Source organism: Ascidiimonas meishanensis (genome assembly GCF_037782385.1).
Lineage (GTDB): Bacteria > Bacteroidota > Bacteroidia > Flavobacteriales > Flavobacteriaceae > Ascidiimonas > Ascidiimonas meishanensis.
The window spans coordinates 20,114-45,470 of record NZ_JBBEXD010000004.1 but is presented as its reverse complement, the minus strand read 5'-3'; the positions used below and the strand labels follow the sequence as shown (position 1 = coordinate 45,470).

Annotated in this window: 19 protein-coding genes and 1 tRNA gene; 18 read left to right on the top strand and 2 right to left on the bottom strand. The window is 35.0% G+C overall.

The window, feature by feature from the left end:
- The first annotated feature begins 21 nt into the window (after positions 1–21).
- From mraY to WBG07_RS07810, 11 genes are all read left to right on the top strand, one after another.
- Positions 22–1,257 (top strand): phospho-N-acetylmuramoyl-pentapeptide-transferase, encoded by a 1,236-nt coding sequence (gene mraY / locus WBG07_RS07860; protein WP_340200141.1) that lies wholly within the window; start codon positions 22–24, stop codon positions 1,255–1,257.
- Positions 1,258–1,287: 30 nt separating this feature from the next.
- Positions 1,288–2,622 carry a UDP-N-acetylmuramoyl-L-alanine--D-glutamate ligase gene (murD, locus tag WBG07_RS07855; protein WP_340200139.1) on the top strand — a complete coding sequence of 445 codons (1,335 nt, stop codon included), beginning with the start codon at positions 1,288–1,290 and terminating at the stop codon, positions 2,620–2,622.
- A 9-nt stretch (positions 2,623–2,631) separates the two neighbouring features.
- On the top strand, positions 2,632–3,840 hold the full coding sequence (locus WBG07_RS07850) for an FtsW/RodA/SpoVE family cell cycle protein (RefSeq protein ID WP_413788815.1): 1,209 nt from the start codon (positions 2,632–2,634) through the stop codon (positions 3,838–3,840).
- Positions 3,827–4,924, top strand: a complete 1,098-nt coding sequence (murG, locus tag WBG07_RS07845) for an undecaprenyldiphospho-muramoylpentapeptide beta-N-acetylglucosaminyltransferase (protein WP_340200137.1) — start codon at positions 3,827–3,829, stop codon at positions 4,922–4,924. The genes WBG07_RS07850 and murG overlap by 14 nt, the downstream gene beginning before the upstream one ends.
- Positions 4,921–6,273: a UDP-N-acetylmuramate--L-alanine ligase gene (murC, locus tag WBG07_RS07840; RefSeq protein WP_340200135.1), complete on the top strand. Its 1,353-nt coding sequence runs from the start codon at positions 4,921–4,923 to the stop codon at positions 6,271–6,273. The genes murG and murC overlap by 4 nt, the downstream gene beginning before the upstream one ends.
- The gene (locus tag WBG07_RS07835) at positions 6,263–6,979 is read left to right on the top strand and encodes a cell division protein FtsQ/DivIB (RefSeq protein WP_340200133.1); all 717 of its coding nucleotides are present in this window, start codon (positions 6,263–6,265) and stop codon (positions 6,977–6,979) included. The genes murC and WBG07_RS07835 overlap by 11 nt, the downstream gene beginning before the upstream one ends.
- A 3-nt stretch (positions 6,980–6,982) precedes the next feature.
- Complete coding sequence (ftsA, locus tag WBG07_RS07830) at positions 6,983–8,323, top strand: cell division protein FtsA (RefSeq protein ID WP_340200131.1); 1,341 nt, start codon at positions 6,983–6,985, stop codon at positions 8,321–8,323.
- 28 nt (positions 8,324–8,351) lie between these two features.
- Positions 8,352–10,283 carry a cell division protein FtsZ gene (gene ftsZ / locus WBG07_RS07825; protein WP_340200129.1) on the top strand — a complete coding sequence of 644 codons (1,932 nt, stop codon included), beginning with the start codon at positions 8,352–8,354 and terminating at the stop codon, positions 10,281–10,283.
- 103 nt (positions 10,284–10,386) lie between these two features.
- A complete protein-coding gene (locus tag WBG07_RS07820; RefSeq protein WP_340200127.1) occupies positions 10,387–10,836 on the top strand; it encodes a GatB/YqeY domain-containing protein in 450 nt (149 codons plus the stop codon).
- Positions 10,837–10,879: 43 nt separating this feature from the next.
- A tRNA-Arg gene (locus WBG07_RS07815) sits at positions 10,880–10,953 on the top strand.
- Between the two features lie 151 nt (positions 10,954–11,104).
- Positions 11,105–11,242, top strand: coding sequence for a hypothetical protein (locus WBG07_RS07810; RefSeq protein WP_340200125.1), 138 nt, complete (start codon positions 11,105–11,107; stop codon positions 11,240–11,242).
- 48 nt (positions 11,243–11,290) lie between these two features.
- Here the strand turns inward: WBG07_RS07810 and WBG07_RS07805 are convergent, their stop codons facing one another.
- Together WBG07_RS07805 and WBG07_RS07800 are read right to left on the bottom strand one after the other, a co-directional pair.
- Positions 11,291–12,040 carry a class I SAM-dependent methyltransferase gene (locus WBG07_RS07805; RefSeq protein WP_340200123.1) on the bottom strand — a complete coding sequence of 250 codons (750 nt, stop codon included), beginning with the start codon at positions 12,038–12,040 and terminating at the stop codon, positions 11,291–11,293.
- Between the two features lie 843 nt (positions 12,041–12,883).
- The gene (locus tag WBG07_RS07800; protein ID WP_340200122.1) at positions 12,884–13,267 is read right to left on the bottom strand and encodes a hypothetical protein; all 384 of its coding nucleotides are present in this window, start codon (positions 13,265–13,267) and stop codon (positions 12,884–12,886) included.
- 254 nt (positions 13,268–13,521) lie between these two features.
- Between WBG07_RS07800 and WBG07_RS07795 the strand changes: the two genes are divergently transcribed.
- From WBG07_RS07795 to WBG07_RS07765, 7 genes are all read left to right on the top strand, one after another.
- Positions 13,522–15,402: a hypothetical protein gene (locus WBG07_RS07795; protein ID WP_340200121.1), complete on the top strand. Its 1,881-nt coding sequence runs from the start codon at positions 13,522–13,524 to the stop codon at positions 15,400–15,402.
- A gap of 64 nt (positions 15,403–15,466) precedes the next feature.
- Positions 15,467–16,855, top strand: coding sequence for a hypothetical protein (locus WBG07_RS07790; RefSeq protein ID WP_340200120.1), 1,389 nt, complete (start codon positions 15,467–15,469; stop codon positions 16,853–16,855).
- Between the two features lie 27 nt (positions 16,856–16,882).
- A complete protein-coding gene (locus WBG07_RS07785; protein WP_340200119.1) occupies positions 16,883–18,844 on the top strand; it encodes a hypothetical protein in 1,962 nt (653 codons plus the stop codon).
- Positions 18,845–19,296: 452 nt separating this feature from the next.
- On the top strand, positions 19,297–21,297 hold the full coding sequence (locus WBG07_RS07780; RefSeq protein WP_340200118.1) for a TraM recognition domain-containing protein: 2,001 nt from the start codon (positions 19,297–19,299) through the stop codon (positions 21,295–21,297).
- 27 nt (positions 21,298–21,324) lie between these two features.
- Complete coding sequence (locus tag WBG07_RS07775) at positions 21,325–21,867, top strand: M23 family metallopeptidase (protein ID WP_340200116.1); 543 nt, start codon at positions 21,325–21,327, stop codon at positions 21,865–21,867.
- Between the two features lie 20 nt (positions 21,868–21,887).
- Positions 21,888–22,997: a conjugative transposon protein TraM gene (gene traM, locus WBG07_RS07770; RefSeq protein ID WP_340200114.1), complete on the top strand. Its 1,110-nt coding sequence runs from the start codon at positions 21,888–21,890 to the stop codon at positions 22,995–22,997.
- 5 nt (positions 22,998–23,002) lie between these two features.
- Complete coding sequence (locus WBG07_RS07765; protein ID WP_340200113.1) at positions 23,003–25,351, top strand: TraG family conjugative transposon ATPase; 2,349 nt, start codon at positions 23,003–23,005, stop codon at positions 25,349–25,351.
- The last annotated feature ends 6 nt before the right edge of the window (positions 25,352–25,357 follow it).

The window sequence follows — 25,357 nt, the reverse complement described above, 5'->3', positions numbered from 1 at the left end:
ACCAAAGCATAAATAGAAATTATGTTATACTATTTGTTTGAATATTTAGAAAAAAACTATCAGCTGCCTGGGGCAGGGGTATTCCAGTTTATATCCTTCAGGGCGGCTATAGCTATTATTTTCTCTTTGCTTATCTCCATTATTTACGGTAAACGAATTATAAATTACCTCCAAAGAAAACAAGTTGGGGAAACAGTTCGTGATCTTGGTTTACAGGGTCAAAATGAAAAAGCAGGAACACCTACTATGGGCGGAGTAATCATTATTCTCGCTACCCTAATACCCGTGTTACTTTTTGCTAAACTTGAAAATATATATGTCTTATTGTTAATAGTAACTACCGTGTGGATGGGAATTATTGGTTTTATTGATGATTATATTAAAATATTTAAAAAGGATAAACAAGGCCTCAAAGGTCGTTTTAAAATTTTAGGACAGGTGGTATTGGGTATTGTGGTAGGCACTACACTTTATTTTCATCCAGATGTGACTATGAGAGAAGAAATCAGTAATCCAGAAACCAATCAAGAGATAGTGGTTAATGGACCTGCCGAACTTGAATTTAAGAATGATGAAAAATCTACCAAGACAACCATTCCTTTTGTTAAAAATAACGAATTTGATTATTCATCTATAATTGCCTGGACAGGAGATAATTACAAAAGTTTTGCATGGTTGATTTTTATTCCTGTGGTGATCATTATAGTAACAGCTGTTTCAAATGGTGCAAACTTAACCGATGGAATTGATGGGCTAGCCGCAGGTTCTTCTGCTATAATGGCATTAACACTAGGGATTTTTGCGTGGGTTTCAGGGAATCTTATTTTTTCTGATTATCTCAATATTATGTACATCCCTAACGCAGGGGAAATTACCGTATACATAACGGCATTTGTAGGAGCTTTGGTTGGGTTTTTATGGTACAACACCTTTCCTGCCCAAGTTTTTATGGGAGATACTGGCAGTCTTACTATTGGAGGAGTGATTGCAGTAATTGCTATTTCTGTTAGAAAAGAATTGTTAATTCCCCTTTTGTGCGGCATTTTTCTTGCCGAAAATTTATCGGTGGTTTTACAAGTAAGCTACTTCAAATACACTAGAAAGCGATATGGCGAAGGGAAACGTATTTTTTTAATGGCGCCATTACATCATCATTATCAGAAAAAAGGATATCACGAGAGTAAAATAGTAACTCGATTTTGGATTGTTGGAATTGTTTTAGCAATAGTTACCATCGTAACCTTAAAGTTGCGATAAGAATTAAGAAAGTAAATTAAGTAAAACGAAATGCAAAAGTTGGTCATTTTAGGGGGAGGAGAAAGCGGAGTAGGCACGGCCATTTTGGGTAAGAAAGAAGGATTCAAAGTATTTGTTTCCGATAATGGAAAGATGACTAATGAATATAAAAATGTTTTAAAAGATTTTGAGATTGAATGGGAAGAGCAAGGGCATACGGAAGCATTGATTTTAGATGCAGATCTGGTAATGAAGAGTCCGGGTATACCAGAGAGTGTCCCTTTAGTTAAAAGCCTTCAAGAGCTAGGGGTGCCAGTAATTTCTGAGATTGAGTTTGCAGCACGCTATACTAAGGCAATATTGGTAGGTATTACTGGCAGTAATGGAAAAACAACTACCACTATGTTAGCAGGGCATATGCTCAAGGCTGCGGGATTAAATGTAGGTGTTGCTGGTAATATTGGAGATAGTTTTGCCAAAGTAGTGGCCTTAGATGATAAGGCTTATTACGTACTTGAGATAAGTAGTTTTCAGCTAGATGGTATAAAAGGTTTTAAACCACATATAGCCGTAATTACCAATATTACCCCAGATCATTTAGATAGGTATGATTACAATTTTGAAAAGTATATCGCATCAAAATTTAGAATTGCAATGAATCAGGACGTGACAGACTACCTAATCTATGATAATGATGATGCAGTAATTACAAATTGGTTGAGAAACCATCCAGTGAAGTCAACATTACTTCCTTTTTCAATTAAGGAAAAATTAACCCAGGGAGCGTATTTAGATAACAAGGAAATAATAATAAATATAGACCAAGAACAAGTAAATATGTCAACAGAAACATTTGCATTAGAGGGCAAGCACAACGCCAAAAACGCAATGGCTGCATCTACCATTGCAAAGCTCTTAAGTATAAGAAAAGAAACCATTCGTGCGTCTTTAGAGAATTTTCACGGAGCTGAGCATAGATTGGAGAAGGTACTTAAAATACATAATGTACAATACATTAATGATTCTAAGGCAACCAATGTTAATGCCACCTTTTTTGCCCTAGATAGTATGTCGGTTCCAACTATCTGGATCGTAGGGGGTACAGATAAAGGAAATGACTATACTCCTTTATTGCCATTGGTGAGAGAGAAAGTAAAAGCAATTATTTGTCTAGGGCTAGATAATTCTAAAATAATGGAGGCTTTTGGAAATATAGCAGATTTAATGGTAGAAACAGATGCTATGAGTGATGCTGTAAAGATGGCATATAAAATAGCAGAAAAGGGAGATGCAGTATTATTATCTCCAGCCTGTGCTAGTTTTGATCTTTTTGAAAACTATGAAGATCGTGGAAATCAATTTAAAAATGCAGTAAAAAATCTATAAATCATACATATGCGTTTGCAGGATGTTTTTAAGAATATTAAGGGAGATAGAGCTATTTGGGCAGTAGTGGCCTTATTGGCTTTATTCTCATTCTTACCTGTTTATAGCGCAAGTACAAATTTGGTATATGTGGTAGGTAAAGGCACCACAATTGGGTATTTAGTGAAACACGCAATGTTACTTGTTCTAGGGTTTGCTATTATTTATGCAGTTCACAAAATACCATACCACTACTTCAGAGCACTTTCCATTATAGCCCTTCCAGTAGTACTAATTTTGTTGGTATACACGCTTGCACAAGGAAAAGTTATAGAAGGAGCAAATGCTAGCAGATGGATTCAAGTGCCATTTGTAGGGGTCACTTTTCAAACCTCTACATTAGCTTCGGTAGTGCTTTTAATTTATGTGGCTAGATACTTGTCAAAAATCAAAGATCAGGCAATCACTTTTAAAGATTCTTTAGTTCCTTTATGGATGCCAGTATTTTTCGTATTAGCACTAATTCTTCCCGCTAATTTTTCAACAACAGCAATCATCTTTTTTATGGTTTTAATGTTGTGTTTCCTAGGAGGATATCCATTAAAATATCTTGTTGGAATTTTAGGGGTTGGGGTCTTAGCGCTTAGTTTTTTTGTGCTTACAGCAAAAGCATTTCCAAAGTTGTTTCCTAACCGTGTAGATACTTGGATTAGCCGTATTGAGAATTTTGCAGATAATGAAGATACAGAAGCAGATTATCAAATAGAGAAAGCAAAAATAGCCATTGCTACAGGAGGCGTTGCTGGTTTAGGCGCAGGAAAGAGTGTTATGAAAAATTTTCTTCCACAAAGTACATCAGATTTTATTTTCGCAATTATAGTAGAAGAGTATGGTTTATTAGGCGGTTTATTGTTGGTTTTTCTGTACCTGTTGCTACTTTTTAGAATTGTAGTGGTTGCACATAAATCAGATCATATTTTCGGGAAATTGGTAGTGATAGGTGTTGGCTTACCAATTGTAATTCAGGCGTTTATTAATATGGCAGTAGCAGTAGAGTTGTTTCCTGTTACAGGACAAACACTTCCCTTAATAAGTAGTGGGGGAACTTCAATATGGATGACATGTCTCGCTTTAGGAATTATTTTGAGTGTGAGTGCTAAAAGACAGGAAGCGTTAAACGAGCTGAAAAATGAAATGGAAGAACCCAACCCTTTAGAAATTTTAAGTGAGCAGTTATAAATTTATCATATCAGGTGGAGGAACTGGGGGGCATATCTACCCAGCAATAGCTATAGCAAATGAATTGCGACTTAGATATCCAGAAGCAACTTTCCTTTTTGTAGGCGCTAAAGGAAGAATGGAAATGGAGAAAGTGCCACTGGCTGGATACGAAATAAAAGGATTATGGATTGCTGGATTTCAACGGAAACTTACATTAAAGAATTTAATGTTTCCATTTAAATTGGTAAGTAGTATGTTAAAGGCAAGGAGCATCATTAAAAAAAGACAACCAGACCTTGTTATTGGTACAGGTGGTTATGCAAGCGGACCGCTCCTTAAAATGGCTGCTTTAAATCATATTCCTTATGTATTGCAAGAACAGAATTCATATCCGGGAATTACAAATAGAATGCTTGCTTCTAATGCGTCTAGAATTTGTGTAGCCTATGATGGTTTGGAAAAATATTTTCCAGAAGACAAAATTGTTAAAACGGGGAACCCAGTGCGTAAAGACCTTTTGAATATAGCGTCTAAGAGAGATAATGGAATTCGTTTTTTTGAGTTAGATGAAACAAAAAAAACTATCCTAATACTTGGCGGGAGTTTGGGAGCAAGAATGATGAATAAAATTGTTGAGGATCATCTACCGCTATTTGAAAAATTAAAACTTCAACTCATCTGGCAATGTGGAAAATTATATAAAGAGGATTATAAAAAATACAATCAAGACGCTATAAAGGTCGTATCCTTTATTGCCAATATGGATGAAGCCTATGCAGCAGCAGATATAATTATATCAAGAGCAGGAGCTGGATCTATTTCAGAATTAGCCATTGTAGGGAAACCTGTAATTTTTATTCCGTCTCCTAATGTAGCAGAAGATCATCAAGCCAAAAATGCAAAAGCATTAGTAGATAAAGGAGCTGCTTTAATGTTGAAGGAGGATCAGGCAGCTCAAGAATTTGGCGCAATGCTTAAGAATTTAATGTCTTCTGAAGCTGCTCAAAAAGAATTATCTACCAACATTAGCCGGTTGGCAAAACCAGAAGCAACTCGGCACATAGTAGATGAAATTGAGAATATATTAAAGTCAAAATTGTGAATCTAGAATCTGTACATAGCGTATACTTTATAGGGATTGGTGGCATTGGCATGTCTGCCCTCGCTCGCTATTTTAGATTTATAGGAAAGCAAGTGGCAGGTTACGATAAGACTCGTACAAAGCTTACTGAGCAGATGGAGGCAAATGACATTGAAATACATTATAAAGATGATATAAGTCTCATCCCAGAATGGTGTCTTAACAAAGAAAAAACACTCGTGGTTTATACACCTGCGGTTCCGGAGACTCATACAGAGTTTCAGTTTTTCAGTAGAAATGAATTTGTGGTTGAAAAGCGCGCAAAAGTATTAGGAATGCTTACAAAAAGCACCTTTAGTTTTGCAGTAGCAGGAACGCATGGTAAAACCACAACATCTGCTATTTTAACTCATATTTTGAATGAAACAGGCACTTCCTTAACCGCTTTTCTAGGCGGAGTGTCAGAGAATTTTGGTAGTAATTTTATAATGGATGGCAGTGAAGTAACGGTAGCGGAAGCTGATGAGTTTGATCGTTCTTTTTTGCACCTTTCTCCAGATGTAGCTTGCATTACCTCTATGGACGCAGACCATCTAGACATTTATGGAAATGCATCTGAATTAGAAAAATCATTTAGGGATTTTGCAAAATGCATAAAACCTAATGGTAAATTATTTATTAGAAACGGACTCCCTATCAAGGGTATAACCTATGGAATTGACGATGATTCCGATTATAGCATACAGAATTTGAAGATCAAAAATGCGACCTACGTTTTTGATGTGGTGACGCCAACTGAGGTGATCAGGGGTGTAGAGTTTAACAAGCCTGGAAAACATAATTTGTTAAACGGATTAGTAGCTTTTGCGATGGCGGTAGAGACCGGCACCCCCACCAACCGCCTCGCCAAAGCACTCAAGACTTTTAAAGGTGTGCAAAGACGTTTTAGTGTACATATCAATAAACCGGAATTGGTTTATATTGACGATTATGCACATCATCCTACTGAAATTAATGCGGTTCATCAAGCTGTAAGTGAAATGTATCCCAATAAAAAAACATTGGCAATTTTTCAGCCTCATTTGTACACTCGTACGCGTGATTTTGTTGAAGAATTTGCAAGTAGCTTATCAAAATTTGATGAAGTTGTTTTATTAGATATTTATCCAGCCAGAGAGTTGCCTATTGAAGGCGTTACTTCATCTTGGCTCTTAAATAAAATAAGTAGGTCTAAGAAATCGCTAAAAACAAAACCTGAATTATTAGCATATGTTGAAACCAAGCCTGCTGAATTAATAATAACAATGGGAGCAGGTGATATAGGAGCGGAAGTACAACAAATAATAAATATTTTGAAGAATGCATCGTAAGCTAAATATACTGAGATTGGTGATTGCAGTAGTATTGGCAATACTATTGTTTTCTTTCACCAACATGCGTAACGAGAAAAGAAACCTGGCAAAATTAGAGATTAAATTTACAGATGGGCAACCTCCTTTTATTACGTATCCGATGGTTAATAAATTGTTAATACAAAATGAAGAAACTATAACGAGTATTACCAAAGAAAAATTAGTTTTGAATACGCTGGAGAATGTACTTAATAAAAACCAAATGATTCAGGATGCTCAAGTCTATATGACAGTTAATGGGCAGCTTGAAGCCAGAATAAATCAAAGAAAGCCAATAGCCCGTATTGAAGGTGTTGATTCTTATTATCTGGATTCAGAAGGGAAAAAGATGCCGCTTTCACCCGTGTTTTCTGCAAGAGTTCCACTAATTACAGGGGTGGTAAATGAAAATACTTTAGAAGCGCTCTATGGTTTGGCAGATTACATTGTAAAAGATGATTTTCTCTTAAAGAATATTACCGGAATACATTCTGGTGAAAAAAATATGATATTAAGTGTACGTACCTATGATTTTAAAATAGGCTTAGGTAAAGTAGAAAAGCTAGAGACAAAGTTTAGAAATTTTAAAGCATTTTATCAGAAAGCATTAAAAGATGGAACTTTAAATAACTATAAAGTGGTGAGTTTGAAATTTGATAATCAGGTAGTGTGCACCAAAAAGTAAAAGATGGAACACAAAAATTATGCAGTAGGGTTAGATATTGGTACCACTAAGATTGTGGCCATGATTGGTCGTGAGAACGAGTATGGTAAAATTGAAATTCTTGGTATTGGTAAGTCCAAGAGTCTTGGGGTACATCGTGGCGTGGTTAATAACATCACTCAAACTATCCAGTCTATACAACAGGCAGTAGAACAGGCAGAGAGTAATTCTGGGCTAAAAATTGCAGAGGTAGTAGTTGGTATTGCAGGACAGCATATCAGAAGCCTTCAGCACAGTGATTATATCACTCGTCCCAATTCTGACGAAGTGATAGATGAAGACGATGTGGACAATCTTTGTAATCAGGTTTATAAATTGGTAATGCTTCCTGGAGAAGAAATTATTCATGTACTACCTCAAGAATACAAAGTAGATGGGCAGGCAGAAATAAAAGAGCCTATTGGGATGTATGGAGGAAGATTGGAGGCTAATTTCCATGTGGTGGTTGGGCAAGTATCTTCCATTAGAAATATTGGACGTTGTGTAAAAAGCTCAGGTCTTGATCTTTCGGGTATAACATTAGAGCCTCTTGCTTCTGCTAACGCAGTTCTTAGCAGGGAAGAAAAAGAAGCTGGGGTTGCCTTAATAGATATTGGAGGTGGTACTACAGATCTCGCTATTTTTAAAGATGGTATCATAAGGCATACAGCAGTGATTCCTTTTGGTGGTAATGTAATCACAGAAGATATTAAAGAAGGTTGTTCCATTATTGAGAAACAAGCTGAATTGTTGAAAATAAAATTCGGATCGGCATGGCCTGGTGAAAATAAGGATAATGAAATAGTATCCATTCCAGGACTAAGAGGAAGAGAACCTAAAGAAATTACCCTTAAAAATTTATCTAAAATTATACATGCAAGAGTAGTTGAAATTATTGAGCAGGTATATATGGAGATAAAAAATTACGGGCATGAAGACCAAAAGAAAAAGCTAATAGCAGGGATCGTATTAACGGGTGGTGGTAGCCAGTTAAAACATTTAAAACAATTAGTTGAATATATTACAGGAATGGACACTCGTATTGGTTTTCCAAACGAACACCTCGCTGGAGATTCTGATGCAGAAACAGCAAGTCCATTATATGCAACCGCAGTAGGTCTTGTGATGAATGCCTTAAGAAGACAGCATAAAAATAATTTTAAATCAACAGATTTAGAACAACAATCATCTCATAAAAATGAAGAAGCAGTTTTAGATACAGAACCGCAAGAATCCCAAACCAACGAAGCCTACAAGAAACAACGGAAGTCCATTTTTGAAAAATGGTCGGAAAAGTTAAAAGATTTTTTAGATAACGCAGAATAAGCTACAAAAGAACCAGTAAATATTAATTATGAGCAGCAACACAGATTTTGGCAATATTTCATTTGATCTTCCTAAAAACCAAAGTAACGTTATCAAGGTAATTGGTGTAGGAGGCGGCGGCAGTAATGCTATTAACCATATGTTTAAGCAAGGCATTAAAGGGGTAGACTTTGTAATATGTAATACAGATGCACAGGCATTAGAAAATAGTTCAATACCTAATAAAATACAATTAGGTGTTTCTTTAACAGAAGGTTTGGGTGCTGGCGCCAATCCAGAAGTTGGAGAGCAATCTGCCATAGAAAGTCTAGAAGAGATAAAAGCAATGCTAGACACTAATACCAAAATGATTTTTATCACCGCTGGTATGGGAGGCGGCACAGGTACAGGGGCAGCTCCTATAATTGCCAAAATGGCAAAGGATATGGATATTCTTACGGTAGGAATAGTCACCATACCATTTCAGTTTGAAGGCAAAATGCGAAATAAACAAGCGCAATTAGGTGTAGAAAATTTGCGAAGACATGTAGATTCTTTAATTGTTATCAATAATAATAAACTACGAGAGGTTTATGGAAACCTTGGGTTTAAAGCTGGTTTTTCAAAAGCAGATGAAGTGCTTGCTACGGCTTCTAGAGGTATAGCTGAGGTAATAACACATCACTATACTCAAAATATTGACCTTAGAGATGCAAAAACCGTTTTGTCTAATAGTGGTACTGCAATTATGGGATCGGCCTCCGCAGACGGAGAGAGTAGAGCTCAAGAGGCTATTACAAAAGCTTTAGATTCCCCATTGTTAAATGACAATAAAATACGAGGTGCTAAGAATGTTTTGCTATTAATTGTTTCAGGAAGTCAGGAAATTACTATTGATGAAATAGGAGAGATTAATGACCATATTCAAAATGAGGCAGGGCATGGAGCTAATATTATTATGGGTGTGGGTGAAGATGAAGATTTAGGAGATGCTATCGCTGTGACTGTAATAGCAACTGGGTTTAATGTAGAACAGCAAGATGAAATTGTAAATACCGAGACTAAAAAGATTATTCATACCTTAGAAGATGAACAAAAAGCAACTCAGAATCTAAGTCCGCAAAAAACAGCTAGCTTTTTTGATCCTCCAATTAGTAAAAAACAGTTTTTACCACAAGAGAAACCTGCTGCTCCTGTAATTAGGCATACCCTTACAGATGAAACCTCTTCATTAAATACTAATTTGATTCCTACAACGGATATCATAAGAAATATAAACGTAGTATATGACGAGATCATTGCAGATACAGACGATTTTGTGATTATAGATACCACTCCAAAATTAAAAGATATGGATGTGGTTGATCCAGAAATTGTGAAATCTGAAAATGAAAATCAAATTACGCTTGCATTTGATCTCCCAGTTCAGAACAAGGAGGTTGAGAACGAAGAAAATCCATCTAATGTGGTGCTATTTGATTTAACTGAGGATGTAAAAGATTATGAAGTGAAAGATCCGGTAGAAGTAATTCCTATCACAGAGTATTCAGATCAAGGCGAAAAAAGATATAGTCTGGACGACTATATGGAAATAGAGCAACAACTGTCATCGGCTAAGGCAAAAGAGAACAAGACAGAAATTACTGAAGAGGCTTTGGTTTTTGAAAAAAGGGTGGAAGCCACTATTGAGACTGAAAAAAATATAGACGAAATAGATCCTTTAAATTGCTCCATTGCCGATACATTGAAGCTGAGAGCCGAAGAGAGAAGAAAGAAGCTCAAGGAATTTAACTACAAGTTTCAAAATAATATTTCAAGGATAGATGAAATTGAGAAACAGCCTGCATATAAGAGAATGGGTATAGAGCTTGAGAGTAAGAGTAATACTGAAAACTCATCAAGAACCTCTATTGGTACAGATAGTAATGACGAAAATCAACTGCGGTCAAACAATTCATTTTTGCACGATAATGTAGATTAAAAATATATAATTAACCTACTGTATCTGCTACATTTTAACCCGAAATCTTCATTAGATTTCGGGTTATTTATTATCTTCGCTATCCATTTTAAAAGAAAATCAAATGAGTTTACAGAGCAAAATTATGGAGGCAATGAAAACAGCCATGAAAGCAAAGGATTCTACTTCTTTGGAAGCATTACGCGCTGTGAAATCAGCACTTTTATTGGCTCAAACAGAAGGAGGAGCAGGAGGGAGTATTTCTGAACAGGATGAAATAAAGCTATTGCAGAAATTGGTAAAACAACGCAAAGACAGTGCAGCCATTTTTACAGAGCAAGGTCGAGAAGACTTGGCTACTCCAGAAAAAGAACAGGCAGCTGTGATTGAGCAGTTTCTTCCTGCACAGTTAGATGAAGCAGCAGTGCTTGCCACAGTAGAAGCGGTTATTGCAGAAACTGGGGCAGCAAGTATGAAAGATATGGGTAAAGTAATGGGAATAGTTGGCCAGAAACTTGCAGGACAGGCAGATGGAAAGACTATTTCTAGTATCGTAAAGCAAAAATTATCTTAAGTTATTTCTTATTAGAATAATCAGCTATATTTGCTGAAAATTAGGCCGCGTGGCGCAACTGAATAGCGCATCAGATTTCGGCTCTGAGGGTTGGGGGTTTGAGTCCCTCCGCGGTCACTTTAAACTATTTGTTTAACTCAAAAAGCTTGATAATTATTGATTATCAGGCTTTTTTATTTTTGTACCTCTTTTTGATATCAAATAAAGGTAACTATTCAGTTAACTATTATAAGTTTGATAAAAAGCGCAACAGAGCCTTGTTTAAAAAATGAGACATATAGAATTATCATTTTTTAATCTTAACTTTCTAGAGGTTAGTAATTCGTTTGCTTCATTACCTTACATCAGGCAAAACAAGCCAGATGAATTAGATAGATGTACTGGATATCTTAGAATTAGCGGATAGAACTTTGAGAGGAGCACGCTCCTCAATTTTAATGGAGAACCGTCAATTTTAGCGAGCGTTGCCATTAATTTTTCCGATTCTCAGGAGCATTGGGAACTTCACTTCTTTAATTTGTTTACTTTTCCAAAGTTGTTTTAACTCTTTTTCAAGCTTATTGACTGGATTGTGATTATTTTGTTTGATAAAATGTTTCACAGCAGACCAAGTATTCAAATATCCAATCAAGTGTTCTAAATCCCATGGGTGTTTATTCTCAAATATTGGCGTTTTGATTTCTTTAAATTGAAATGGAATCGTTTTGTATTTTTCGTCAATATATTTTCTTTCTTTATCCCAATAGTTCCCAATAATTTTTGTGTAAAAACCCAAAATTATTTTATCTATCTGTGGTGTAATTTCTATTCTGCCATAACCAACTATGCAGATTTTGGAATTTTCTTTTGCTGTTCGTCTTACTTCTGCATAGAATTTCTCAAAGTCAAACCAATGTATAGCTTGAGCAACAATAATTAAGTCAAATATCCCATTGTTGAAATTTGTCCTTTCGGCAGGCTGAACAGCATATTTTATGTTATCTGCTTTTAGGGCGTTGTCTATTTGTGATTGGCTAATGTCTGTTGCAAAAACATTGCTGAATGCCTTTGCCAATTCATAAGCAACTTGTCCGTTTCCTGTTCCACAATCCCAGGCATTTTCTTTATTCGGAATAATTGAATTCAAATAATCAAAAAAGTCTGCCGGATATGTTGGTCGGAATTTTGCGTATTCGTCTGATTGCGAAGAAAAGTTGTCTTTCATAAACTATTTAAATTTGTATTGTTACTGCATTAAACGTTGCCCTAACTGGAGTCTGTGGATCAACTTCAATTTTAATAAAAATAAGAATTTCCAAGATAATTTGATTCAATTAGAGAAAGTTCTGTTGTGCTATAATGGAACCTTGAAGATGGGCTTATAAGGTCTGGAATCAAAAGATAAGAAAGTCAAGCACTTTGAGTTTGGTTTTGAACTCTTTTAGATCTAAAATGGAATTAGTTTTCTCAGGTTGTAGGATCATTATGAAAACTTTGTAAAGGGTATTTTCTTTGTTCTAGACTAGGATAAATTTGGGTTCTCATGGTCCTTTAATATGCTGAACGGGTGTTCTGTGGTTTATTGGGTAACCTTTTAGTCATTGGAATTTTCTTTTACCCTGCGTAATCTTAATATAAGTTTTCCAGATATATGGGTTGTTCAATAAAGCATCCATTCTTGTTCTTAGAACAAAGTTCATTTAGGCCGCACGTTATGCTCACCCTTCTGTTTTTAGCTAGGTTTTGAAATGGGGTATTAATAACACTAATCGTTTGAAATATAAACTTTTAAATGATTCAAATACGTATATACCTATAGCAAAGCTTACTTTTAGGACGTATGAAAGAATACCGAGACATGATCTGAGTAAACAAGCAAAGTTTAAATTTTTTAGTATCATGATACATAGCAATTAAGATCAACTTGACATCCTAATATGAGTGCAAAGCATATTTATTTGTTTTGATGCCTACTTCCTAAAGATGATTACCTTTTGTAGGGTATTATATTGATAGTTTAATCTTTTTATAGCACGTATTTCAAAAATATGGAGTGTTAGTATCTAATTCAATTTCGCCTGTAATCTGGGAGTGCTTCTAAGATATTTAAATCACTTCTAATCTCATTAAAAAATGCATCATCCATTGTTTGTTTTAGTGGATACACTTTTCTTAAAAAATTTCTTCGCACCTGTCTTAAACTGGGTGAGTAGGAATGAGGAATAGAAATATTATACATTTCATTAACAATGTATTTTCTAATATCAAATTCAGACGCTTTCCTAAATGGTTTATCATTATCTTTTACACAGGAAATAATTCCTTGGATATTTGTCAGGTGTGCATAAATTTTTCCTTCTCCTCTAAAGAAGTCATAAATTGTGGCTTCTCTTAATTGTACGTTTAGTCCTATTAATTCTCTAATACACGACTTGTGAGCTTTGGTAATCATATCACTTTGGTTTTATGTGTTCTATAATAAGTATCAACTCATATTAAAACCCCCTAGTAGATTTTTTTTCGCTTTTTCACATCGCTTGATTTTTAGTTCTTTAATTGAACTTTTAATTAGAAGAGGTTGGTTTAAAAATAAAAGCAGTTGGGGGTATTTAAACCCTGTAGGTACTTATAAATAATGATTGAAAGGGAGAAGCAATAATACAAGAGAATCAACATAACCTTTTAATGATTTTTAAGTATGATGATATGAAAGAATTAGAATTTAATAAAGAGCCTTCACAAAACCCATTGCTTACGCAGGCGCAAGAAATGGGAATACAAAATTTTGGACTTACCATAGAAGATGTGCATTCTCCAAATTTTGGAGATCAAATATTAGATGGGATAGCTGCATTGTTATCACAAGACAGAGTTGAAACGCCTCAGGAAGCCTTTGAGATCATCAGAGAATTAGGCGAACAACAAATCCAAGGTGTTGTGATTTATGATATGACAAGGTCACAGGTACTTGATGAACAATTTGGAATTCATACCCTTAATGGTATTAATGCGCTACTATCACAAAACAGAGCTAGAAGTAAACAGGATGCAGCACAAATATTAACTGGTTTAAATCCAGATCAAGCCGCAGGTTTGGTGGCTTTTGGTTTTACAAGAGACCAAGTGTTAACAACTAATTATGGAGAACATACTAATGAAGCAATACAACATTTAAATAGTTTTAGACGCGTTCAGAGTTTTCCACAGGCTTTGCAAATAGTAACTGGTTTAAATCCTATCCAAACCAGAGGAATTATTGATTTTAGACTTGGGAGAGAACAGGTACAATCACCTAATTTTGGACAGCATACGCTAACTGCTATACGGGAGCTAGTGGACAATCGAAGAGTGGATGATTTTAGAGCCGCCTTCAATCTAGTAAGAGGATTTGATGAAACGCAGACAAATGCTGTTAATTTCTATGGTTTAAGAAGAAATCAAGTTTTGTCTCCAAATTTCGGAAGGCATACTCTTGCGGGGATGTGGCAAATGCGATTTTCTAATCCCGGATTAAGCTTTCGTCAAGCTTTTCGGGCACTTGAAGGCTTACAAGAACATCAAGTTAGAGGTGTTGCCAATTTTGGGCTTACTAGGGAGCAGGTAGAGCAGCCTAGATATATTGCCGGTATTGCCAATGCGTTAACAGCACTTCAAGCCATTAATCCGGAAGCCTCCGGAGAAAACCTTCTAAATTTTGCAATGGAAATGCCAGAATATCAAATTCGAGCAATTTCAGAACATAACTTTACGGCAGAACAATTAGGAATTGTGGTTGAAAACAATGAGTTTGTTCAAAGTGATCTTGAAGGTGTTAGCCATATTTCAGGAAGTGATATTGATGCCATTGCGCATTTGATTTCTGAGGAAGGAATGGATAGGGAAGAAGCACAAACTACCGCAACGGAGTTAAACAGTACGCAGATTATCTCAATGATAGATTTAGGTCTTAGCCTGGAACAAGTGCAAATTCCACTATTTCAAAATGAAGACGGAATATTAGATGTATTACTGGAAAACACTAGAGATGAAGAAGGAGAATTTAATATACCCATTTTACCCGAGGACAGGGACAGAGTAAGAGCGTTAATGGCTCAAATGATTTTAGAGTCAGAAAACCCACAAAATGAGTTATTAAATAGCGTAACCTCAACTGAGAATTTACCTTCAGGTATTGATGTTTTACTTGATGATCAAGATCTAAACGAATTTCTTAGTTACGCTTTTGAAAGGGATTTCTTAGGTATTTTTGATGGAATTCTGGGAGCATTAGAGAATAATACTCAAGAGAGTTTACCTGCCCAAGTTTCTAACGCAAGAGATATAGAAGAGACAGAGCAAGAAATCATGAAGTTTACTCTAGCAACTACAGGGGTTGCAGCGATGCCAAGAGAAAATGAAAATAATGAACTTGAGGGAAGTGTGTTTGAGGAAAGAAATCTTGGAGCTTTTACGATTCCAGTTTCACCTAAATTTAAATCAGAAGAATCAGAAGAATCAACTGAAAAAAATCAGAATCGCAAACCAGCGGCAAAAAAAAACAACAACCAAGAAAGGGATAAATCTAAACGAAACGGTCCCAAAAGATAATAAAAACCTCAACGGAATTTACAAATAAAAACTAAAGTTATTCTTTTAAAACAGATAGGGTATTATGGATCAACCAAATAATAATGAGAGAGTTCAAAACAGACGACTATCCGTTGAACAACGCCAAGGTATAAACGGTTTAGGGTTGACTGCCCGTCAAGTAAATGAGCAAAATTTTGGGCAGCATACATTAGAGGGTATTACAGAACTTAGAGCACAAAATCAGAATTTGTCGGTATCAGCAGCCTTTAATATGATACGGGGATTAAATGAAGATCAGGTAGAAGGTGTCGTTAGAAATGGATTATTAAGAGGGCAAGTATTGGAAGAAAATTTTGGAAGACATACTACGGATGCAATGCACATATTAGTTAGTTCTCATAGAGCTCAGGATAATGCAGAAGCTTTTCAAATGGTTGAAGGTATGAATGATGCGCAAACCCGAGGTGTATATCAGTATGACTTAAATCGAGAACAAGTAACCACCCCTAATTTTGGCCTTCATACATTGCGTGGAATAGGAAATTTAATGGCAGATGAGGACAATATCCAAAATGCGGTAGAAGCATTTGAGGTGGTAAGAGGATTAAATGCCGTGCAAGTGAATGCAATTACCAACTATATGTTAACAAGAGCGCAAGTTCAAGAGCCGAGTTTTAACCAAACATTTGTCAATGCAATGGATACACTAGACAGAATACAACCCAACCAAACAGGATATAATTTATATTCAGAAGTAGCTTCTCTAGATGAGTATCAAATTCGGGGTTTAGGAGCTCTTAATTTATCTTTAGAACAAGTTGGCTTGCGTTATGGAGAAGATGGCTTAGATCATACTACCGAAGAACCTTATAATAGAGTGACTGGAGGAACCATTGAAGTAATTGAGAATCTAATGAATTCATTAGATGTATCAAATAATGAAGCCTTTGTAATGGCTATTGATCTTACTCAAAATCAAATTATGGGTATTACAGATTATGGACTTTCCCTTGATCAGGTGCAAAGCCCATTTTTTCAATCTGAACAAAATATATTACCTATCATAGCTATCCAATTAGCAGGTGATGATGATGATTTGGAACTTCCTCTGATACAAGATAAATATGATATGTCTAGAGCTATATTTAACTCTTTGCAGAAGCAAGCATCAAAAACAGAGATTTTAGAAGAACAAAAGACTCTAGAAGCAGACATCGCTGCCACAGATAGCAAATTGATAGAAGCGGTGATAGCAACCTCAGGTATAGCAGCAGCACCTACTGTTTCAACCGAAAATTCACTTAATCAAGAATCAAACTTAACAGCTTTTACTACTGCGGCGTTGCCAGTTTCTAGTGAACTAAAAAGAGCTTCAAGTGATGCCAGTTTAACTAATGATAAAAAACGAGCTAACAAGAATAATTCAAATAAAAAGCGACCTTCAACTTATAAAAGAGGTTCAGGAATGTAAGAATGAGAATTTCCTAAAGCATAAATAATGAACAACCAGAATATTCATCGGCAACTTATGGATCAAACAAATCTTGACTATAACCAAATCAGAGGTATTAATGATTATGGTTTGAATCTTGAGCAGGTTCAAACAGAAAATTTTGGAGTACATACACTTAGGTCTTTAGGGATGTTGCTTCATCAGCGAAGAGCAGAAAATACAATGGATGCTTTTAAGATGGTTCAAGGCTTAGATCAAAATCAAACGCACGCTATTACTGAATTAGGACTTAGCAGAGCTGATGTGTTTTCTCCTAATTTTGGAGAACATACTACAGACTCCATGTACATGTTACTTCAACAAAGGAAGGTGGTAAGTAGAAGTGATGCCTTTGAAATGGTTAGGGGTTTAGATCAATTTCAAACCAATGGAATTACAAGATTTGGACTCCGCCGAGATCAAGTCCTAACATCTAATTTTGGAGAACATACCCTTGATGGAATTGGTCATTTGATAGATATAGATCAAACGCTTACAAATCAAAGTGCATTTAGAAGAATTCAGGGCTTAGATGCCCATCAAGTAAGAGGTATTCTTGTATTTAACCTTACACCTGATCAAGTTCAATCAAGAAATTTTGGAGAACATACAGTAAATACAATGCTCAGAATTATGGCACAAGGAAGAGCACAGAACATTCCAGAAGCTTTTGCCATGGTGCAGCATCTAGATGTAAACCAAGCCTGGGGGTTAGATCAGTATAGGCTCATGCGAGATGATGTACTTGCGCCAAATTTTGGCGCACATACCTTGAGAGGATTAGACCAATTTCGCTTGAATGCAATTGCAAATAGAGAGGTTAATTATTCACATCGTGTGGCGTTTCAAAGTATACGGGGTATGAATGAGGTTCAAGTTATGGGGGTTTTGAATTATGGACTTGAATTACAACACGTATTAAATCCTGCTTTTGGAGAAAATACATTAAGAACAATGCAAGCTTTTCAAAGAGATAATGCACAAATTACGAATCAAAACCTATTTGAAAATGTAATTAGATTGCCAGAATATCAAGTGAGAGCTATTTCACAATATGGTTTTAACCCTGCACAACTAGGTCTCGTAGTAGCCAATCAAAGTATTATACAAAGTAATCATAATGAAAATTCTATTTCTGGAAGAATAATAGATGCGGCGTCTCATTTAATGGCAGCAGAATCAATGAACAGGAGGCAAGCATTACGAGAAGCTACTGAACTTAATACTCTACAAACTATAGGGATGATTGATTTTGGCCTCACTTTAGAACAGGTTCAAGAACCCTTTTTTGAGAATGCTGAAAATGTCTTAGCTCATTTATTAGACGAGATTAGAAATGCTGAAGATGAATTAGGGTTTCCATTTTTGCCTGAAGAACAAGAAGTAGCCAGATCTATAATGGCAAATATGATTCTTAATGCATCTAATTCTGAGGAATTAGGACAAAATTTAAAAATAACAGAGCAGCAACGGTTACCAGTTCTTCAAAGTGGAGAATTGCAGCACTTGGAAGAATTAACAAATGCAGAACAGCATACTTTTTTAGAAGGAGAAGACATACAAGAATTTTTGAAATATGCATTGGAAAGAGATGTTTTAGGCATTTTTGAAGGAATAAGTGAAGCAATTCAACTTCAAAACTTGCATGAATCAGAAGTGGTTCAAGGCATTCTAGATGTGCAAGAACAAACGTCAAGTACGGTTCCAGTAACTTCCAATGTAGCTTCAATGCCAACAGAGGCAGAAAGAGCAATTATGGAAGCTGAATGGGAAAGTAGCGAAAGCGAATTAGGTATTGATAAATGGAATGCTTTAAAAACACCTGTGAAACTGAAGTCTGATAATGATGAATCTTCCATTGAGTCAAATGAGACCATACGGAGAGACCATCTTAAAGCCTCTGCAATAAAAAATCAAAAAGATAAAAAGCCATCGCCTAAGCCCAAAAGAAAAGGCAGAAATCAGTAAAGAGTAAAAATACGGTTATTCAAAAAAGTAAGATAACTGGTATGGTAAAATTGGGATCACTTTTTTGAATAAAACTCTTACTTATACTACAAATTCAAATATCTTCTCCATAGATAGATCTATTTTTAGAATGTCAGAATACAGCAGACAAAGATGTTTTTAAGTGTCTGATATTAAGTGTTGTTATAAATTTTTTCATCCTATTTTTTTATATTTGACACCTTATTTTATGGTATACTATTCCTGTTAAATTCAGGTTAAAGTATCAAAAATCACTTATTAATTTATATTCCCACCTATTCAACTTTTGCTTCCCACTTATTACTAAAGCGTTCTTTTTTCTCTTCTACACTGGTACATTTGAATAAGTTTAAAGCTGATTTCCTAGATTTAATTAAATGGAAATTGATTGTAAAACACAAATTAAAGAATCTAATAAACCATAAAAAGAAATGAAAAACGAAAAGTTCTCTGTAGATGTACTTCTTATTTTGGCTTTCGTCCTTTGCTTTATCTTGCTGATATCGGAAGGTTATGTGACTTATTATGATTTTTTATCATCCAATTCTTTTACTAACGGTAGTGTTACAAACACGGTACTTCAAATAACAGAAATAATAGCGATACATGAATATCCTGAAATTTTAAGATTAGCTTGTGCCTTTGTTATTTCATTTGCTTGTTTAGGTTTCCATGTAAAGTTAAAACCAGAAGAAGATGAGGATCAAAACTTATATATTGGATTTTACTTTTTATTTTTAGTAATATTTATCTTAACTCCCGCATTTAGACCACATTTATACTTAAATATTCCCCTTACCACAATTTCATTAGTAGGTTTTGTTTGGGCTTTCATTAAATTACGTAAGCATTTTAGATATTTTGGGCATAAAGACGAATTCAATGAGAAGAATCAAATTTTCAAACAGGAAAAAGGGGTAAAAGTAAATCCTTATTCTGTTAATTTTGTAACGGACAACGGTACGATAAATGTGGTGAATCCCTTTAGAGCTACCATGGTATTAGGTACACCCGGTTCTGGTAAGTCATATTCTGTAATTGAAGAATATATTAGACAGCACATCCAGAAACAGTTTACAATGATGGTGTATGATTTTAAATTTCCGTCATTAGCCAAGGAAACACATGCTTTTTTTCAATATTATAAGTCGGTTTACAAAATTGAGCCAAAATTTACAGTAGTCTCTTTAGATGATTTGCATCAATCTAGTTTTGTAAACCCTATTGCTCCAAACCTCATTAGAAAGGCGGCAGATGCAATTGAAGCATCGCAAACGGTTCTCTTTAATTTGAATAAAGAGTGGATTACTAAAAAAGATTTCTTTGCACAATCTGCAATTTCATATTTCGCAAGTTGTATTTATTTTTTAAAAATTTATGAAGATGGTAAGTATTGCACCTTGCCGCATGCAATTGCATTGGCTTCCTGTCCAGATGAGGATGTGTTTAAAATTTTTGTAACCTATCCAGAACTCAAGTTTTTTATGACACCTTTTGCAGATGCTTTGGCAAAAGAAGCTTATGAGCAATTAGCAGGTCAGACTGCTTCTGCAAGGATACCTCTCTCTCAATTGGCTACAAAAGAACTATTTTGGGTAATGGGTAACAATGTGTATCCAGATATGAATGTGACATTGGATATTAACAATCCAGAAAAGCCATCTATTTTTATTCTGGCAAATTCACCTTCAACACAAACCACAAATTCACCAGCACTTGGATTAATATCTACTCAAATATTAAAAGAAATTAATAAACAAGGTAAACAGCCATGTTCTGTTATTATTGATGAGTTACCCACTATGTATTTTATGGGGTTAGATAACTTGATTGCAACGGCAAGGTCCAACAAGATTTCAACTACTATTGGAATGCAGGATTTGGAGCAGTTAAAACGTGATTACGGCGATAAGATTGCTGAAACTATTTTCAATATTGTAGGTAATATTTTTAGTGGTTCTGTTCGTAGTGGTACGGCAACTAAACTGCAAGAGATTTTTGGTAAGAAAAAGCAAAAGTTGAAGAATGTTTCTGTTGATACTAGCAGTACTTCTTATACAATAAACGAAAGCTTAGAATTTGTAATACCTGTTTCTACTATTTCACAATTATCACAAGGAGAATTTGTAGGAGTGGTTGCAGATAATTTTGGAGAATCTATAGAGCGTAAGATTTTTAGAGGTAAGATTAAGGTGGAGGCAGAACGGCATGATCAGATCAAAATACCATTACCTATTACCATTCCTGAAGAGTCTCTTGAAGAACTTGTAAATGGGAATTACAATAGAATTATTGAAGAGATTAATATTTTGGTTTCCTATGAGCTAGACGCAATTTTAGATGCTGAGGAGCAGGCTCAAAAAGCACAAGATGAGCTAGCTGGAACAGAGATGTCTGCCACTGGAACACAAGGAAACATATCTGGCGAATAATTAAATAAACAATAGAAAAAATTATATATGTTGAGATCATTTAAAATAACGATACTATACTTGTTCCTTATGGGGTTCGTAACCGTTTCTGGTCAAAAAGATTCCACAGGTATAGATCAGTATTCAAGTGATCTTCCCAACTACTTCCCACTGCATAGAGATAATTTCAAAAGATTGTCATCTAATTATGGATATAGAATACACCCAATAGATGGGGAAATAAAAAAGCATAGAGGAATAGATTTAGTAGCTAAAAAAGGAAGTGGAGTGTATGCATCTGCTTCGGGTAAGGTAGTTGAAAGAAAATATGAAGCCGGATATGGAAATTATCTTGTAGTAAGGCATAATGGTGAAATAAGAACTTTATATGGTCATTTATTACGCGCTGTTGTTAAAGAAGGAGATTGTATTGTCAAGGGTCAGGTCATTGGTTATGTGGGTGATTCCGGTAGAGTTACAGGGCCACATCTTCATTATGAGATTTGGGTAGATGAGGAGCGTATCAATCCTTTCATATTTTGGAATAACACAATTTTTAAAAAGAACGAAGTTTCTAGTACTTCTAAATAATTACATTAATTAAATTAATTATGGATAAGAATAAAAAAATTATAGCAATTGCAGTTTTTGTGGTTTTTATTACTGCGATTGGTCTCTATGCAAAATTCTCGTTGTTTGCTTCTGAAGAAGAGGAGGATCCAGAATTCTCTATTACGGTTCCAGAGGTTAATGAAGAAGATTTGGATAGTGTTTCTAAACTGGATGGGTATGATAAAGACTTAATTCGTAATAGAAAATTGGATGATGAAGAAATTGTAGAGCGAATAGAAGAAGATGGAAAGAAAAAGGGGTCAGAATATGTTTTCAATCCTTTTAAAAGAAATAATCCAGGTGATAGTTTAGCAGTATCTCAGGATGCATTTGAGAGAATGCGGCAAGAGGAGCAATTGAAAGCAAAAGAAGAGTTAGAGCTCCTGTTAAAAATGCAAGAAGAAATGAGCGAGCAGCTACGTGATCCGGAACCCGTACCAGAAGATAACTATTATCAATCTGTTCCTACTACTCAGGTGACCTCAGTATCGGAGACCTCTGCGCTAGAAGAAGTACCTCCGCCAACACTGGCAGAAAAGTGGAGTGAGCAAAGTGAACGTAAAAATCCTTTTAAAGGTGTTGGAGGTTTTTCTGGAAGTGGAGAGATTTTAGATTTGTCTCCTGCTGAAACAGTAGATCAGGCAATTATTATAGCCGGAAGTACCATTGCTATTAGACTGAAACGTTTTCTTTTTGTGCCCGAAAGTAATATTACGATACCAAAAGATGCGGTTCTTTATGGAAAAGCTTCATTTAATGATAAAAACAGATTGAATATTGATATCAGTAGTTATAAGACGAATAAAAAATTGTATCCAGTGTCCTTAGCGATTTATGATTTTGATGGGAGAGAAGGCGTGCATTTAGGTACCAATACTTGGCCTAAAGTTCCTGGAAAAGTAGCTAAAGAAGTTTTCAGGTTCGTGAAACAAAGGGGAACTAATGTTTCTGCCTTGGGCGGTGGTAACGATATTGATGCAGAACAAGTGAGAACAGTTGCACTTTTGTCTACCATCAACGAAGTTCTTGATGAACTCGTTAATAGAAGAAGGGTTTTTATGCCTAAGAAGTACCATTTATGGATTAATGTAGTACAAGAACAAAACTAAAAACTATGAAAAGTCAATCTATTAGTAAGATTTTACCGATTTATGCAGTTGAGAACGACTTGTTAATCTCAAAGAAAGGAGACTTAAGTGTAGTTTATAAGCTTAGATTACCTCAAATTTATTCTTTAGACAAAGATTCTATAGCTAATATTAATGAAATTTTTGATAAGGTTATCCGTTCTCTTCCAGAGGACACAGTAATACAGAAGCAAGATTATTTTTATGTAGATAAAGTAGATGGTGCAATTGCCAAGGCAGAGAACATCTTATCCAGAAGCGATAATCAATTCTACTATGAAAAGCCAACATTAAGTCATGAATGCTACCTTATAATTTCAAAGAATGCAAGAAATAAGGTGTCATTTAGCTCTAACCCTAAGATGTATGAAAATTACATAGAGCAGTTTGAAGAATTTGTGAAATTAGTGGAAACTACTATTTCCTTCCTTACCAAAGAATCTTATTTTGATGTAAAGCAATTAAATAGTGATGAGATTATAGAGCTTCTGGAGTGTTATTTCTCTCTATCTAAAGATGGTGATACGGGTCTAAAAGATATTTTCTTAGATAAAAAGCTTCAAGTAGGAAGCAATGTGGCTGAAATTTTTGCGATTACTTCAAATGATCAATTGCCTATTGTAATGGAACCCACTATGCGGCATAGTGAGTTTTCTACACCTAAAACTAATTTTCAAATTCCCTTTATACAGCCAATAGCGGTAGGGCTTGATTGCAATCATATTTATAATCAGGTTATATATATTGAAAAGTCTGATAAAATCTTTTCGCAATTAAAAACAAAGTTAAATCAGTTTAAAAGTTTAGCGGTACTATCAAACGAGAACAAACTTACGTACGATAATATCAAGGCACTTATTGATGAAGTGCTTGAAAAGGAATTAAAATTTATTAAACAGCATTTTAGTGTTATTGTTTGGAATAAAACAGAGGAAGGGCTTGAAGCAAACAAAAATGAAGTTTCAAATGCATTCAGAGATCTGGGAATGACGCCGTATGAAGTGAAATTTGCGATTGAAGATGTGTATCTTAATAATTGTCCGGGAGCAGCAGTGATGCTTCCTGAAGACTTTAAGTTTATTGGAATATCAGAGCAGACACCTCTCTTTTTGAATTTTGAAAGTTACTATGGAAGTAACAAAGATGGAATTTTGTTTTGCGATCGAAAAAACTTGGCACCATTAAGATTAGATCTTTGGGATGAGCCTGTAAAAAGAGGACTAATTGTTAATAGAAATAGGCTCATTTTTGGTCCTTCTGGTACTGGGAAATCTTTCTTGATCAACCATATTGCCAGCCAGTACCACGAGCAGGGGCATCATATTGTGATGATTGATATAGGGAATTCATATAAGAAACTATGCCAATTGTGCAACGGACAGTATTTTACTTATGATGTTGGCGAGCCACTTCAATTTAATCCATTTCACACTGGGGATGAAGAAGTAAATATTGAGAAAAAAGTATTCCTCATATCATTAATTCTATTTCTTTGGAAAGGTGATGATCCCTACAAAAGAGAAGAGAAACAGATCTTGGGAATGTATATAGATGCATATTACGATAAACTTGAAGAAGACGATACAATATTCCCATGTATGTCAACATTTTTTGAGTTTGTTTGCGATAATATAGCAGTAGAATCAGAAGCAAAATATTTTGATAAGATGAGTTTTAAACTCTCTCTACAAGATTTTCATACGGGTAAATATGCAGAGATTTTAAACTCCAGAAAACCTATAAATCTGGTAAAAGAAAGATTTATTGTGTTTGAAATGGATAACATTAAAGATCATCCTGTATTATTTCCATTAGTTACCATGCTATGTATTGATGTAGTAATGAGTAAAATTAGACAAGCACCAAGTGTAAAGAAATCTATTTTTATTGATGAGTGCTGGAAACCCATTTCTAAAGGGGAAATGGCAGAATTTATTAAGTATCTCTACAAAACAGTACGTAAATTCTATGGTGAAGTGGCCATTGCTACGCAAGATGTGGAAGATATCTTAGATACAGCAGCAGGGCCAGCAATGATTAATAATACAGATACCATGATTCTCTTATCACATAAAAAGAAAATGGCATCCAAAGATAAGTTTGCAAAGTATTTATCTTTTAGTGAGAGTGATTTAGAAAAATTGTTTTCTACAGATAAAAGAGAAGTGTATATAAAAGTTGGTAATATTTCAAACGTATACAAAGTAAATGTCTCTCCAGAAAGATATGCGTGTTACAGCTCTAATGCAGATGAAAACAAACAAATCTTTGATGATTATAAGAAAACTGAAAATATGGCATTAGCCTTAAATAATTTTGTAGAACATAATAAATAAGCGAAA